Annotated in this window: 15 protein-coding genes; 10 read left to right on the forward strand and 5 right to left on the reverse strand. The window is 67.5% G+C overall.

What is annotated here, in order from left to right:
- Positions 1–85: 85 nt before the first annotated feature.
- Complete coding sequence (locus E2481_RS15385; protein ID WP_136718050.1) at positions 86–1,483, forward strand: PQQ-dependent sugar dehydrogenase; 1,398 nt, start codon at positions 86–88, stop codon at positions 1,481–1,483.
- A 16-nt stretch (positions 1,484–1,499) separates the two neighbouring features.
- Here E2481_RS15385 and E2481_RS15390 read toward each other — a convergent pair whose 3' ends face one another.
- The 3 genes from E2481_RS15390 to pyrH all read right to left on the reverse strand — a co-directional run bounded on the left by E2481_RS15390 (position 1,500) and on the right by pyrH (position 4,837).
- Complete coding sequence (locus E2481_RS15390; protein WP_136718051.1) at positions 1,500–2,408, reverse strand: DUF4352 domain-containing protein; 909 nt, start codon at positions 2,406–2,408, stop codon at positions 1,500–1,502.
- Between the two features lie 61 nt (positions 2,409–2,469).
- Positions 2,470–4,149 carry a lysine--tRNA ligase gene (lysS, locus tag E2481_RS15395; RefSeq protein ID WP_136718052.1) on the reverse strand — a complete coding sequence of 560 codons (1,680 nt, stop codon included), beginning with the start codon at positions 4,147–4,149 and terminating at the stop codon, positions 2,470–2,472.
- The gene (pyrH, locus tag E2481_RS15400) at positions 4,142–4,837 is read right to left on the reverse strand and encodes a UMP kinase (RefSeq protein ID WP_136718053.1); all 696 of its coding nucleotides are present in this window, start codon (positions 4,835–4,837) and stop codon (positions 4,142–4,144) included. Before pyrH ends, lysS begins: the two co-directional genes overlap by 8 nt.
- A gap of 105 nt (positions 4,838–4,942) precedes the next feature.
- Here pyrH and E2481_RS15405 point away from each other — a divergent pair, with 105 nt between their 5' ends.
- From E2481_RS15405 to E2481_RS15415, 3 genes are all read left to right on the forward strand, one after another.
- Positions 4,943–5,773 carry a molybdopterin synthase gene (locus tag E2481_RS15405; protein WP_136718054.1) on the forward strand — a complete coding sequence of 277 codons (831 nt, stop codon included), beginning with the start codon at positions 4,943–4,945 and terminating at the stop codon, positions 5,771–5,773.
- A gap of 277 nt (positions 5,774–6,050) precedes the next feature.
- Complete coding sequence (locus tag E2481_RS15410) at positions 6,051–6,296, forward strand: DUF7123 family protein (RefSeq protein ID WP_136718055.1); 246 nt, start codon at positions 6,051–6,053, stop codon at positions 6,294–6,296.
- A gap of 172 nt (positions 6,297–6,468) precedes the next feature.
- Complete coding sequence (locus E2481_RS15415) at positions 6,469–7,590, forward strand: site-2 protease family protein (protein WP_136718056.1); 1,122 nt, start codon at positions 6,469–6,471, stop codon at positions 7,588–7,590.
- Here the strand turns inward: E2481_RS15415 and thiL are convergent.
- The gene (gene thiL, locus E2481_RS15420) at positions 7,587–8,486 is read right to left on the reverse strand and encodes a thiamine-phosphate kinase (RefSeq protein ID WP_136718057.1); all 900 of its coding nucleotides are present in this window, start codon (positions 8,484–8,486) and stop codon (positions 7,587–7,589) included. The two genes, E2481_RS15415 and thiL, sit on opposite strands and share 4 nt — an antisense overlap.
- Positions 8,487–8,573: 87 nt before the next feature.
- Here thiL and E2481_RS15425 point away from each other — a divergent pair, with 87 nt between their 5' ends.
- The 5 genes from E2481_RS15425 to E2481_RS15445 all read left to right on the forward strand — a co-directional run bounded on the left by E2481_RS15425 (position 8,574) and on the right by E2481_RS15445 (position 11,774).
- A complete protein-coding gene (locus E2481_RS15425) occupies positions 8,574–9,614 on the forward strand; it encodes a lysylphosphatidylglycerol synthase transmembrane domain-containing protein (RefSeq protein ID WP_136718058.1) in 1,041 nt (346 codons plus the stop codon).
- Between the two features lie 69 nt (positions 9,615–9,683).
- Positions 9,684–10,145 (forward strand): 30S ribosomal protein S19e, encoded by a 462-nt coding sequence (locus tag E2481_RS15430; RefSeq protein ID WP_136718059.1) that lies wholly within the window; start codon positions 9,684–9,686, stop codon positions 10,143–10,145.
- Between the two features lie 116 nt (positions 10,146–10,261).
- The gene (locus E2481_RS15435; protein ID WP_136718060.1) at positions 10,262–10,732 is read left to right on the forward strand and encodes an SRPBCC domain-containing protein; all 471 of its coding nucleotides are present in this window, start codon (positions 10,262–10,264) and stop codon (positions 10,730–10,732) included.
- Positions 10,733–10,790: 58 nt separating this feature from the next.
- Positions 10,791–11,150: a DNA-binding protein gene (locus E2481_RS15440; RefSeq protein ID WP_136718061.1), complete on the forward strand. Its 360-nt coding sequence runs from the start codon at positions 10,791–10,793 to the stop codon at positions 11,148–11,150.
- Positions 11,151–11,774 (forward strand): DUF7411 family protein, encoded by a 624-nt coding sequence (locus E2481_RS15445; protein ID WP_136718062.1) that lies wholly within the window; start codon positions 11,151–11,153, stop codon positions 11,772–11,774.
- Positions 11,775–11,784: 10 nt separating this feature from the next.
- On the opposite strand, the gene E2481_RS15450 is transcribed toward E2481_RS15445, so the two are convergent.
- Entirely contained in the window at positions 11,785–12,039 is a 255-nt protein-coding gene (locus E2481_RS15450) for a hypothetical protein (protein ID WP_136718063.1), read from the reverse strand.
- Between the two features lie 211 nt (positions 12,040–12,250).
- Between E2481_RS15450 and hisS the strand changes: the two genes are divergently transcribed.
- Positions 12,251–13,555 (forward strand): histidine--tRNA ligase, encoded by a 1,305-nt coding sequence (hisS, locus tag E2481_RS15455; RefSeq protein WP_136718064.1) that lies wholly within the window; start codon positions 12,251–12,253, stop codon positions 13,553–13,555.
- Positions 13,556–13,574 lie beyond the last annotated feature (19 nt).

Raw genomic sequence — 13,574 nt, forward strand, 5'->3', positions numbered from 1 at the left:
GCGGGGCGGTCGCGCCCGCCGGCCCACCATTTTTTAGGCTAGCCAAAATCGGCAGGATTTAACCGGAGTTCTCCCCAGTCCCGATATGGTCGAACACCCGCTGACACGTCGGCACCTCCTCGCTGCGGTCGGTGCGAGCGGATTCGCCGGATGTACCGGCTTCCTCGGGGGAGCACCGACGAACCGTACCCCCGGGTCGTCGTCCACACCCGGCGACGGGACGACGCCGTCGGACAGACCGGAGCAACTGCCGTACGACACGTCGGTCACCCACGACGAGACCGCCTGGGACGGATACGCGCCGGACTGGTCCGCGCCGACGGACACGCCCGCGACCGACGACCTGGGCGCGGAGGTGCTCGTCGAGAACCTCGAAATCCCCTGGGACCTGTCCGTTGCCCCCACAGGAGAGCTGTTCGTCACCGAGCGGACCGGTCGCATCGTCCGCTTCGAGGCGTTCGCGGACGGTCGCGGCGAGACCGTCGCCGAACCCGGGGCCGTCATCGACGCCGAGGCGGTCGACCCGGGTGCCGAGGAGGGGAGCTGGTGGGTCGAAGGCGGGGAAGGCGGCCTGCTCGGTATCGCGGTCCACCCGACCTATCCGGACCCACCGCTCGTGTACGCGTACTTCACGACCGAAACGGACAGCGGGACGCAGAACGCGGTCCGGGCCTTCGACGTGCGTGACGACGACCCCGCGAGCACCTCGTGGCCGATCGTCGAGGGGATTCCCGCCGACACCATCCACAACGGCGGTCGCATCGAGTTCGGGCCGGCGAACTACCTGTGGATCACCACCGGTGACGCCAGCGAGGGCGAGCGAGCACAGGACCCGACCGACCTGGGGGGGAAGATCCTGCGCGTGACGCCCGGCGGCGATCCGGCACCGGACAACCCCGACCTGGGTTCCGACGCCGACCCCCGGATCTTCACCCTTGGCCACCGGAACCCGCAGGGTATCTCCTGGTTGCCCGACGCCACGCCCGTCGTCACCGAACACGGTCCGGGCGGCGGCGACGAGGTGAACGTCCTGCGGGCGGGTGCGAACTACGGGTGGCCAGAAGCGCGCAACGGCGAGGGATACGCGGACTACGCCGACACGGACTACCAGCCGCCGGTCGCCGACGCCGTCTCCTGGGCACCGGCCGGGAGCGTCTTCTACACCGGCGACGCCGTCCACGGCCTCCGGAACCGGCTGCTGTTCGGCGGTCTCATCGGGCAACTCCTCGTCGCCGTCACGCTCGGGACCGACGCGAACCCCCCGGCCGTAGGCGACGGCGAACTGTACGATGGCGACCGGTACGACGACCGCTACCTGGCGGCGACGCAGGAACGACTCGAAGACGAACTGGGACGCATCCGTCACGTCGAACAGGGTCCGGACGGCGACCTCTACGCGATCACCTCGAACCGGGACGGACGCGCGAGCGGGCCGTTCCCCGGCGGCCGGGACGACGTGCTGGTCCGGCTGACAGCGGAGTGAGCGCGGTGCCAGGGATTCACTCGTCGCGAGACATATTGATCTCACCGAGCGGGACGTAGTGGAAATCCCCTTCGGTCATCTTGCTGGGAGGCTGGGTCTTGAGCCGGTACTCGTGGCCGGCGCGAACGTCGAAGACGACCGCTCGGGTGAGCCGTTGGTCCGGTTCGACGCGCACCTGAGAGCTCTCGACGCGACCGAGCCCCAGTTGGTCGGATTCGAACTCCTCGGCCGCCAGAATCCGACTCGCGTTCCGTCTGGCCGCGTAGTAGTTCCCGCCCTCCGTGACGACGCCCAGATCTGAGCTGTAGAGCGACACAGGCTCGTCGCCGTCGTGGTCGATTACCAGCGTCACGACCAGGAACGCGTCGTAGTCGGGCGTGACCAGCTCGTCGTCGCCGGGTGGGCTGACCGCGGTCGTCATCTGGATTCCCGTGACGGTGTACTCGAGGTCGGCGTCGTCGCCGGCGTTGACAGTAAAGGCCTCGCCGGGGTCGTGTGTGACGTTGCCCCGCTCGGGGGGCGTGTTCATCTCGACGTAGACCGGCCCCACGGCGGCCGCCGCACCGACGAGAACGACGGCAGCGACGACGGCGCGCCCCGGTCGGACGCCGGTCCGCTTCGCGAGCTGGGACCGGACCGGCGGAATCGCGAACAGCCCGGTCACGACAGCAGCAGCGCCGGCCGGCGGAATCTGGGGCGCGACGACGAGCCCGAACAGCACCAACAGGAGGCCCACGAGCCAGACGCCGAGGTCCGTGGCCGTGGTATCGATGGCGTACCGCTCCCGGACCGGCGGAAACACGAACAGGCCGAGCAGTATCGTGACGACGCCAAGCGGGGGTGCGCTGACGAGAAAGAGCACGCCGAGCACCAGCAACGTTCCCCCGCCGAGCCACGCAATCAGTTCCCGAGCGGAGCGGTTCACTACCGGGACCCTCTCGGTTCGACGCCTAAAATCCTGTCACTTCGACCGACAGAACGACCGATCAGTCCTCACGGCGGAGCCGCTCTAAGACGAACTGCTCGTCCAGGGCCGCCAGGAACGGGCCGAGTCGCGGTCCCTGATCGGTGTCGAGGAAGAGTTCGTATCCCGCCGCAAAGAAGTCACCCACCTCGACGTCGTTGCGCTTGGCCGCCTCGTAGATCTCGCCTTGAATCTCCTCCCCGTCGTGTCCCGCTTCGACGAAGTCGGCGAGTTCGTCCAGCGCCGCCTCGGTCGCCGCCTCGAAGTCGGTCTCGGGCAGGTCCTCGGCCAGCCGGTAGTTGTACTCGTTGTCGGTCCGCTTGGCCCACCGGCGGGCGCGTTCGACGCGGTCGAGCGCGGCCTCGATCTCCACCTCGGTGGCGTCCTCGGGGATGTGGCCCTCCCGTCGCGCCATCTGCTCGCGGAGTTCCGGGTCGTCAGTCATCCCCAGGACAGCGGCGAAGGTGTAGGGGATGCGGATCGGCTGGTCGTCCGCAACCTCGGTCACCATCGGGTACGCGCGCTCGACCAGTTCGGCTTCCTCCTCGTCCCGTGGCTCCTCGGCCCCGTAGAAGACGCGCTCGAACCGGTCGAACTCCTCGACCAGCTGGTCGAGCGTCGTCACGTCGAAATCGCGCTGTTTGCGCGGGTTCTTGGTGAAGAAGTACCGGAACACCTCGGGTTCGAGCAGGTCCAGCACTTCGGCGACAGTGACGATGTTGCCCGCCGAGGACGAGAGCGCCTCGCCGTTGAGCGTGAACCACTCGTAGACCATCGGCACCGGCGGCTCGATGCCCAGGACGTTCCGGGCGATGTCCGTCCCGCTGGGCCAGGACCCCTCGGCGTGGTCCTTCCCGAACGGCTCGAAGTCCACGCCCAGGATCTCCCACTGGGCCGGCCACTCGAAGCGCCACGGCAGTTTGCCCTCGCGGAACGTCGCCGTCCCTTCGTGGCCACACCCCTCGATGGTCCGGTCGCCGGCCTCCATGTCCGAGCAGACGTACTCGACGGTGCTCCCATCTACGTCCACGTCGACGACCTGGCCCGTCAGCAGTCCGCACTCGCTACACTGGGGGGTGAAGGGGACGTAGGAGTCGCCGACGCTGGCCTGGTACGCCGAGAGCGTCTCCCGAGCCAGTTCGGTGTGTTCGAGCAGGTCCCGTGTGATCGCCTCGAACTCGCCGTCGGCGTAGAGGTCGGTGTTCGAGACGAACTCGACGGGTACGTCCACGAGCTCGGCGCTCTGTTCGAGCAGTTCGGTGAAGTGCGCACCGTACGAATCACAGCAGCCGAAGGGATCCGGGATGTCCGTGTAGGGCTTCCCGAGGTTCTGGCCGACCGCGCCCGAATCGACCGATTCGTCACCGAAGTCGACGACGTTCCAGTCCAGGTCGGCCAGCGTCCGGGGGATCTTCCGGAGCGGGTCCTTGTCGTCGGTGGAGAACACCTGTCGGACCTCGTGACCGCGGTCGCGCAGCGCCTCGGCGACGAAGTAGCTCCGCAGGATCTCGTTGAAGTGCCCGATGTGAGGCACGCCCGAGGGCGAGACGCCGCCCTTGATGACGATGGGTTCGTCGGGGTCACTCGCGAGGATGGCGTCGGCCACCGCGTCGGCCCAGAAGGCCCGGCCGCCGATGTTCCCGACCTCGTAGGGGTCGTAGAGGTCGACGTCCTCGACGTCCGTCCCACCGTCGTCACTCATCGGCCATCACCGGCAGGATCTCGGTCCCATCGTGGTCGTTCTCGTCGACGGCGCGCGCGACGGCGTCGGGGTCGGTCCCGTCGAGGACGATGGCACGCAGGCCCGCCCGCTGGATGACTTTCCCGGCCAGCAGGTCCACAGGAGCGTTACTGCCGGCGTCCATCTCGATGTCGGCGATGATGTCGACCAGCTCGTCGGGCGTCATTTCCGTGAACTTCGTCGCGTCGTCATCCTCGTTCGGGTCGGCGCTGAACACGCCGGGGACGCTCGTCGCGTACACGAGCAGGTCCGCGTTGACGTACTCCGCGAGCACGGCGCTGACGGCGTCGGTAGTCTGAGCCGGGGCGACCCCGCCCATGACCGGCACGTCGCCGCGGTGCATCGCGGTGCCGGCGTCCTCGTACGTTTCAGGCGGCGTCGGCGCCGCCATCTCGCCCATCGCGGCGATGAGCAGTTGCGCGTTCAGGCGCGTCACGTCGATGCCGAGCTGGTCGAGTTGCATCTCGTTGGCCCCCAGCTCGCGGGCGGTCGTGATGTAGTCGCGGGCGACCGTCCCACCGCCGACGACCACACCGACTCGGTGTCCGTTCGCGACCAGTCCCTCGATGACGTCCGCGTAGGCACGTACCCGGTCCGGTTCCAGATCCGGCGCGAGCACGCTCCCGCCGATAGAGACGACGACTTTCATTACGTCCGGGTTGCTCCGAGCCGTTCTTAAGCGTTCGTACTCCGCGATGGCGCGACCGACCCCGGGACCGAAGGCTAATGCGCCAGGGCGTCCTGCTGTCTGGACATGAACGTACTCGGCGTGGTGGGCCCGTCGGAGTCGGGAAAGACGACACTGGTCGAACGGCTCGTCGACCGGTTGACCGAGCGCGGGTCCGTCGCGACGGTCAAGCGCATGACCCACGCCCCGGACATCGACACCGAGGGCAAGGACACCGCCCGACATCGGGCCGGCGGTGCCGCGGCGACCTACGGCCTCACCGACGACGACGGCTGGTTCGCCACCGGGACCGAGCGCACGCTCGATGCGACGCTCGACGACCTCGCACCCGACTACGACTACGCCGTCGTCGAGGGGTACAGCGACGCGGCGATCCCGCAGGTGGTCCTTGGCGATCGCGACCACGCCGGGCCCGCACTCGCAACTGCACCAGACGCCGACGGCGTCGACGTGGACGCAGTCCTCGACGCGCTCGCGGAAACCGACCCACACGTGACCCTGGAGACGCTCGTCGAGCGTGTCAAACGCGCCCCCGAGGCCGAACGTGCTGGTGCCATCGCCACCTTCACCGGCCGCGTCCGGGCGAAAGACGCGCCCGACGACGAACCCACGGAGTACCTGGAGTTCGAGAAGTACGAGGGCGTCGCCGAGGAGAAGATGGCAGCGCTCAGCGCCGACCTCGAAGGCCGGGAGGGCGTCCTCGACGTGCGCATGCATCACCGAACCGGCGTCATCGAGTACGGCGAAGACATCGTGTTCGTCGTCGTACTGGCCGGCCACCGCGGTGAGGCGTTCCGAACCGTCGAGGACGGCATCGACCGCCTCAAAGACGAGGTCCCGGTCTTCAAAAAGGAGGTCACCGTCGAGGAGGAGTTCTGGGTCCACGACCGGGAGTGACCGAGCGCGCCCGAGCAAACCAGCGGCAAAAACCCCCTGTATTTCGGGTTTGACCAATGGATTCGACACGACGTGGCCCGGACGAGGTAAGGTCGACATAACTGACTTAGAACCGTTTGTAAAACGTCTCCAGCCCTCTCGAAACGTCCTGAAAGAGTTGTTTTACACCGGTTTACGCGAAAAAAGGTCCGAACCGGCGCTAAAACCGACGAAGCGACCCGAAGCTTCCCGCCTTTATATGCAGATGTAGTCGATACGATCGGTTGAGGTGTCACACATGAGCGCTACAACGCAGCCCTCCACCGAACCGGAAAGCAAGGAAGAACGGCTCCGCGCGTACCTGAAGCAGAAGGCACAGGACGGCGAGATGTACTTCAAGAGCAAGTTCATCGCCGACGAGGTCGGCCTCTCGCCCAAGGAGATCGGCGCGCTGATGGTCAAGCTCAGCGATTCGGCCACCGACCTGGAGGTCGAGAAGTGGTCGTACACGAGCGCGACCACGTGGCGAATCGAGCCCGCCTGACGACACCAGCGCCCGCCCACTGACCGGTACCCGCTCGGTCGAACCCGTTCCGTGGACCCGCACCGACCGAACCCCTCGAATCCCCGATATCGACCGTTCGAGACGCTGACGAGTTCTTTTCCGTGATACTCGGACCGGAGATTTATACGGCCCGGCGTCAAAGAAAGCAGCGATGGCTGGGAGCGGAGTACCGGGGGACGCGCCCCCGGCCGACGAACTCTCTTCGGTTTTCCGCGTCTACGAGGTGCGAACGGACGGCGACAAACTGCTGTACATCGGCCGTCCGGCCGCCTCCGCCGACGCCCTGGAGCGAGAGGTGTTGCCGCTGTTCCGACAGTACGACTACGACGTGACGCTCCGACAGCAGTACCAGCCGGACCGCGGCCCCGGACTCATGTCGGGCAACTACGCGCTCGTCGCGAAACCCCAGTCGATGGGGCTCGATGGCATCCCCTGGACGAACGTCGTCCTGGCCGTGTTGACGGTGCTATCGACGCTGTTCGTCGGGGCGAGCCTCTGGTACGACATCGACATCGGCGGCGACCCCACGAGACTGCTCGACGCGTGGCCCTTCACCCTCGCGGTGCTGGGCGTGCTCGGGACCCACGAACTGGGCCACTACGTGATGAGTCGCTACCACCGCGTCGACGCGAGCCTCCCCTATTTCCTGCCCGTGCCCACGATCTTCGGGACGATGGGCGCGGTCATCAAAATGAAAGGCCGGATTCCCCACCGGAAGGCGCTGTTCGACATCGGCGTGGCCGGCCCCCTGGCGGGACTGGGGGCGACGGTCGTGGTGACCGTCATCGGTCTCCACCTGCCCCCGGTGACCGTGCCACTGGAGCTCACCTTCAACCACCCGCCGATGTTGCAGGCGCTCTCGGCGATCACCGGACAGCCGCTCAGCTACAGCGACCCACACAAGATCTTCAATCCGGTCGTCTTCGGCGGCTGGCTCGGGATGTTCATCACGTTCCTGAACCTGCTCCCCGTCGGGCAACTCGACGGCGGCCACATCGTCCGGGCGATGTTCGGCGAGCGAACCGAGACGCTGTCGGCCGCCGTGCCGGCCGGTCTGTTCGGCCTCGGTCTCTACCTCTATATCGCCAGGAGCGGCGAAGCCGTCTACATCTGGTTCATCTGGGGCCTGCTCGCGCTCGGCCTGGCCTACGCCGGCCCGACCGATCCCATCGACGATGCCCCGCTCGACCGGAAACGGTACGCGGTCGGCGCCCTCACCTTCCTGCTCGGCCTGGCGTGTTTCACGCCCATCCCCATCGAAGTCGCGGTCTAACCGGCGTCGTCGCGTTCCTCGCCGGCGTGCGTGTACCCGCGGTCGGGCAGCAGCTCGCCGTCGAGCGTGATTCCGGTCCCCGATTCCGTGACCGTCCCGATGCGAGTGAGCGGTACGTCACAGCAGTCCCGGATCCCCGACAGCCGGTCCGGTGGGACGGTACAGACGAGTTCGAAGTCCTCGCCGAAGTACACGCCCAGTTCGCGTCGCGCCGCCGCGTCGGCCGTCACGTCGTCGACGGCCCCGTCGATGGGCAACGGGGATTCGACGGCGATCCCGCAGTCGCTGGCCTCGGCGAGTTGGTGGAGCGACCGCGCGAGGCCGTCGCTGGAATCGATCATCGCCGTGGCGTGGGTCGAGATCGCCAGCCCGGGCACGACTCTCGGCGTGAAGCGGAACAGTTCGTTGGCGCGCTCGATCTCGCCGCGCTCGAACAGGCGGAGTGCCGCGCCGCTGCGGCCCAGCGTCCCGGTCACGCAGACGGCGTCGCCGGGCGTCGCGCCGGAGCGGTAGACCGGCGCGTCGGTCCGACCCAGCGCGGTCGTCGCCACGGTGAACTCGTCGTGGTTGTCGAGGTCGCCGCCCACGTACTCGGCTTCGACGTACGAACACACGTCACGTGCCCCCTGAATGAAATCGCGGATTTCGGTCCGGTCGAAGGCGGGAGCGGCGTAGACGGCGACGGCCGCGGTGGCTTCGGCGCCCATCGCAGCCACGTCGGAGAGCGACGCGCCGACGGCGCGCCAGCCGGCGGTGTAGCGGGTGGTCCCCTCGGGGAAGTCCGTCCGGTCGTGGAGCATGTCCGTCGTGAGCACCTGCTCGCCGACGACGGCCGCGTCGTCGCCGGCCGCCGGCAGGTCCTCGGCCAACAGCGCGAGTGTCGCCCGCTCGTCCATACCCGGCCTTGGACGGCACCCCCTAAAATCCCGTGGGAGACGGCGACAGTCGGTGGCTTCAAACGGGGACCGGCCGATAGGCCGGGCATGAATGGGGACAGGCGGGCGACGGTAGCCGGGTTCGCTGGTGCCGTCCTCGTCTTGCTGGTGTTGTTCTGGTTCGTCGGCATCGACGAGATCCTCGCCGCGCTGTCCGGTGCCAACCGCGTCATCGTGGCGGCGCTCGTGCCGGTCGCCGTCCTGTGGCTCTGCGCGTGGGGAATGGCGCTCTACACCGTCCTCCAGGCCATCGACAATCCCGTCTCCGCACCGATGGCCGTCCTGTTGTACACGGCGGCCATGTTCGCGAACAACGTGACGCCGTTCGGCCAGGCCGGCGGCGAACCGATCACCGCGCTGCTGATCTCGCAGGCGGCCGACAGCGAATACGAGAGCGGGCTGGCGGCCATCGCCAGCGTCGACGCGCTCCACTTCGTCCCGTCGGTCGTCCTCGCGACCAGCGGGTTGGCCTTCTTCGCCGTCGAGACCGTCACGCTCGGCCGAAACCTCCAGATCGCCGCCGTCGCCGTCGGAGGCCTCGCAGTCGCCATCCCGGTCGCGGTGTACCTCGGGTGGCGCTATCGGTACGAACTCGAAGCCGCCGTCGTCCGCCTGCTGACGCCAGTGATCCGGGCGCTGGGTCGGCTCGTGCCGCGACTGAGTCCGCCCGACCCCGACGTCATCGAACACCGCATCGAGGGCTTTTTCGTCGCCATCGACCGCGTGGCCAGCAGTCGGCGACGGCTCGCGCTCGCGCTCGGGTTCTCGCTGGCCGGGTGGCTCGCGCTCACCTCCTCGCTGTGGCTGTCCGTGGTGGCGCTGGGCTACGACATCCCCTTCGCGGCCGTCCTGGTCGTCATCCCGGTCGGCGCGATCGCGAGCGGGACCCCGCTTCCCGGCGGCCTGGGCGGCATCGAGACCGCGTTCGTCGTCCTGCTGGTCTCGACGACTGGCATCCCCGCGGCCGCCGCCGGGGCCGCCGTCGTCATCCATCGGGTGGCGACCTACTGGCTCCCGACGCTGGCCGGGGCCGGCGTGGCCGCCGCTTTCGGGGCTCGACGGGAGCAGCCACCGACCGGCGGGGAGTGACGCTGGGGCGGCGAGGTTGACGAGCGGGTAACGATGCGCTTTTATGACGCCACGAGGAACGAGAGTGCAATGACGACGCTATTCGACGTTCCCGCCGAGGACCTAAACGAGGCGCTCGCGGAGCGACTCGCAGACGAGGACGCAGTGGCAGCACCCGACTGGGCTCGCTTCGTGAAAACCGGCACCGGCCGCGAACTCCCCCCCGAACAGGAGGACTTCTGGCAGCGACGCGCCGCCAGCCTCCTGCGAAAGGTCGCCGTCGACGGTCCCGTCGGCGTCGGGACGCTCCGCGGAGAGTACGGCGACTCCTCGAAAGGATCGACTCGCTACAAGGTCCGACCGAAGCGCAGCACCAAGGGCAGCGGGAACATCATCCGCACCGCCCTCCAGCAGCTCGAAGAAGCCGGCTACATCGAGACCGCGCAGGGCGAGGGCCGCCGAGTCACCGGCGACGGCCGGAGCCTCCTCGACGAGACCGCGGGCGACGTGCTCGAAGAACTCGACCGACCGGAACTCGAACGCTACGCCTGAGCTCGCTGCTTCTGGCGATTTCTCCACCATCCACGAGCCGCTGCACTCCCCCTCGTGTTTCTGCTGTGCACACATGTCACGCAACCTATATGGACTCAGCAGCCCTCTATATGCGTATGAAGACACTTGAGACGACAATCGACATCGACGCGCCGGCCGACATTGTGTGGGACGTGCTGACCGACTTCGAGCGGTATCCGGAGTGGAACGACTACACGCGTATCGCGGGCGAGGCCGTCGAGGGCGCACAGCTCCGGGTCGCACCAGGGCCACGAGCGGGACGGATGCCGACGTTCACTCCCCGCGTACTTCGTTCCCGAGCCGATTACGAGCTCCGGTGGCTCGGCCACCTCTACGTTCGAGGCCTATTCGATGGCGAACACCGGTTCACGATCGAGGCCCTCGGTGACGGCCGCTCACGGCTGACCCAGGCCGAACAGTTCTCCGGTCTCCTCGTTGGCCCCATCATGCACCGGTACGGCGAGCAGACGAGAGCGAACTTCGAGAGCGTCAACCGCGCACTCAAGCGGCGAGCCGAGGGACTGGTACGGGAGGAACCGACGGCGGGACCCGACGTGGCAGCCTGACAGAGAGGACAGTGTCCGTAACGGTTTTCGGTCAGACGCGACAACTATTGTGATAGCTATGAGTGGCAACCCCGACGACGAGGAACTCGAACAGCTACGACAGGAGAAAATGGAGAAGCTCCGCGAGCAGAAACAGGGCCAGCAGGGCGGGGCCGGCGGCGAGGCCCAGGAGGCACAGCGCCAGCAGGCCGAAGCCCAGAAGAAGGCGCTGCTCCGTCAGCACCTCACCGACGGGGCGCGAAAGCGGCTCAACACGGTGAAGATGTCGAAACCGCAGTTCGGCGAGAAGGTCGAACAGCAGGTGCTGGCGCTGGCCCAGAGCGGCCGCATCCAGGACAAGATCGACGAGGAGAAGATGAAACAGTTGCTCTCGGAGCTCAAGCCCGACTCGAAGAGCTTCGACATCGAGCGACGCTAGATGCACGCCGGACTGTGCTACAGCGGCGGCAAGGACTCGACACTGGCCGCCCTGCTTCTCGATTCCTTTTACGACGTGACGCTCGTCGCCGCGACCGTCGGCGTGACCGACGCGGCCGACCACGCCCGCGAAGCCGCCGAAGCGGTCGGGTTCCCGCTCGTTACCGTCGAACTCGACGAGGCAGTCGCCCACGAGGCCGTCGACCGAATGGTCGCGGACGGCTACCCGCGCAACGGTATCCAACAGGTCCACGACCACGCCCTCGAAACGGTGGCCGCCGGCGAGTTCGAGGTGGCGGGGACCGTCGAGACGTTCGACGCCATCGCCGACGGGACCCGACGGGACGACCGCGTCCCCACGGTGTCCCGCGCGCAGGCCCAGAGCATCGAGGACCGCTACGGCGTCGACTACCTCGCGCCGCTGTCGGGGTTCGGCCGGAGCGCCGTCGACGACCTCGTCGAGGCGACGCTGGTCGTCGAGACCGGCCCCAGCGAGGAGATCGACAAGGGCGACTACGAGGCCGAACTGCGGGCACTGATGGCCGAAGAACACGGCGAGGAGGCCGTCGACGAGGTGTTCCCCGATCACGACCAGACCCGCGTGGTCGGACTCCGTGACCGGTGAGCGACGGGCGCTACGCTCCGTCGACCAGTCGCGGATCGTCGATCCCTGATTCGAGGTTCCAGCCCCGTTCGAGCGGCCCGGTGATGAGCGACCAGCGGTGACCCCCTGTCGCCAGACCCTGGGCACGAGTGATGAACGACTCCCACTCGACGGCACACTGATGATGCAACAGCAGCCCCCGCGACCGGCCCCGGTTCGGCGTGATCCTGATGGGATCGGCCGACGCAGTCAGTGGCTCGTCGCACCACGGACAGTGTTCGGTCATGGTCCGAGGCTCGTCGTGGCACATCGTTGTTACACGGTACCTATAGTAGTCAGCAGAAATTTTCACTGTCCAGGATCGTCAGCAGGCTGCCTTTCCGGCACGAAACACCCTGCTCGATGAGAGCGTGAGCAAAGACTGCTGGTGACTACTATAGGGGAGGCTCGACCGCGGGAAGGACAGTTTCAAGCGCGCCGTGTGCGAACCCCTGGGCATGTACGACCACCTGAAGGGCTTTCGGGACTTCTACCCCGACGAGATGGGGGCGCGCCGGGAGGTCATCGACCAGCTGGAGGCCACGGCACGGCAGTACGGCTTCCGCGAGATCGGCACGCCCGCGCTCGAACGGACCCAGATGTACGTCGACAAGAGCGGCGAGGAGATCGTCGAGGAACTGTACGCCTTCGAGGACAAGGGCGGCCGCGAGGTCGCGCTGACGCCCGAACTCACGCCGACCGTCGCGCGGATGGTCGTCGCCAAACAGCAGGCGCTGTCGAAACCGATCAAGTGGGTGTCGACGCGGCCGTTCTGGCGCTACGAACAGGTCCAGCAGGGCCGCTTTCGCGAGTTCTACCAGACCAACGTCGACATCTTCGGGTCGGCGGAACCGGAGGCCGACGCCGAGGTCCTGGCCTTCGCCGCCGACGCGCTCACTTCGCTCGGGCTGACCGCCGACGACTTCGAGTTCAAGGTCTCACACCGGGACATCCTCGGTGGCCTCCTGGAGGCGTTCGACGCCGACATCGCGACGAAAGACGCCATCCGCGCCGTCGACAAAAGCGAGAAGATCAGCGAGGCCGAGTATCACGATCTGCTCGTCGAGGCGGGACTCACCTACGACCAAGCCGCCGAGTTCGACGAGTTGCTCGCCACGGGCGAGGACGACCTGGACGAACTCGTCGACTTTGCGGGTACCGACCGCGTCGAGAACGCCGTCACGAACCTCCAGAACGTCCTGGACGCGGCGGCGGACTTCGGCGCGCGGGAGTACTGTACGCTCTCGCTGGAGACCGCGCGTGGACTGGACTACTACACCGGCGTCGTCTTCGAGTGTTTCGACTCGACGGGCGAAGTCTCCCGCTCGGTGTTCGGCGGCGGCCGCTACGACGACCTCATCGAGAGCTTCGGCGGCCAGCCCACGCCCGCCGTCGGCGTCGCCCCGGGACTGGCTCCCCTCTCCCTGCTCTGTCAGCGCGCCGGCGTCTGGCCCGAGGAGGGATTCACGACCGACTACTACGTCCTGCAGGTCGGCGACACGCGCGAGGTCGCCGCGGAGATGACCCGGAAACTGCGCTCGCGGGGCCACGTCGTCGAGACGGACGTAGCGGGTCGGAGTTTCGGCGCGCAACTGGACTACGCCGACAGCATCGGTGCCGAGACGGTCGTCATCGTCGGCGAGCAGGACCTCGCGGACGACGCCGTGACAGTCAAGGACATGGACAGCGGCGACCAGAAACAGGTTCCGCTCGCCGAATTCCCCGGCGACCACGACCGCCCGACGCTCGACGACTTCGAGTGATCGGTCGTCACGGACCGAC

Origin of the sequence: Halorientalis salina (assembly GCF_005049285.1) — an archaeon.
GTDB lineage: Archaea > Halobacteriota > Halobacteria > Halobacteriales > Haloarculaceae > Halorientalis > Halorientalis salina.

What these genes read in the sequence shown, in the direction of transcription:
- E2481_RS15385 (WP_136718050.1), top strand. Translation starts at nt 86, where the DNA reads ATGGTCGAACACCCGCTGACACGTCGGCACCTCCTCGCTGCGGTCGGT.
- lysS (WP_136718052.1), bottom strand. Translation starts at nt 4,149, where the DNA reads ATGAGTGACGACGGTGGGACGGACGTCGAGGACGTCGACCTCTACGAC.
- pyrH (WP_136718053.1), bottom strand. Translation starts at nt 4,837, where the DNA reads ATGAAAGTCGTCGTCTCTATCGGCGGGAGCGTGCTCGCGCCGGATCTG.
- E2481_RS15405 (WP_136718054.1), top strand. Translation starts at nt 4,943, where the DNA reads ATGAACGTACTCGGCGTGGTGGGCCCGTCGGAGTCGGGAAAGACGACA.
- E2481_RS15410 (WP_136718055.1), top strand. Translation starts at nt 6,051, where the DNA reads ATGAGCGCTACAACGCAGCCCTCCACCGAACCGGAAAGCAAGGAAGAA.
- E2481_RS15415 (WP_136718056.1), top strand. Translation starts at nt 6,469, where the DNA reads ATGGCTGGGAGCGGAGTACCGGGGGACGCGCCCCCGGCCGACGAACTC.
- thiL (WP_136718057.1), bottom strand. Translation starts at nt 8,486, where the DNA reads ATGGACGAGCGGGCGACACTCGCGCTGTTGGCCGAGGACCTGCCGGCG.
- E2481_RS15425 (WP_136718058.1), top strand. Translation starts at nt 8,574, where the DNA reads ATGAATGGGGACAGGCGGGCGACGGTAGCCGGGTTCGCTGGTGCCGTC.
- E2481_RS15430 (WP_136718059.1), top strand. Translation starts at nt 9,684, where the DNA reads ATGACGACGCTATTCGACGTTCCCGCCGAGGACCTAAACGAGGCGCTC.
- E2481_RS15435 (WP_136718060.1), top strand. Translation starts at nt 10,262, where the DNA reads ATGAAGACACTTGAGACGACAATCGACATCGACGCGCCGGCCGACATT.
- E2481_RS15440 (WP_136718061.1), top strand. Translation starts at nt 10,791, where the DNA reads ATGAGTGGCAACCCCGACGACGAGGAACTCGAACAGCTACGACAGGAG.
- E2481_RS15445 (WP_136718062.1), top strand. Translation starts at nt 11,151, where the DNA reads ATGCACGCCGGACTGTGCTACAGCGGCGGCAAGGACTCGACACTGGCC.
- E2481_RS15450 (WP_136718063.1), bottom strand. Translation starts at nt 12,039, where the DNA reads ATGACCGAACACTGTCCGTGGTGCGACGAGCCACTGACTGCGTCGGCC.
- hisS (WP_136718064.1), top strand. Translation starts at nt 12,251, where the DNA reads ATGTACGACCACCTGAAGGGCTTTCGGGACTTCTACCCCGACGAGATG.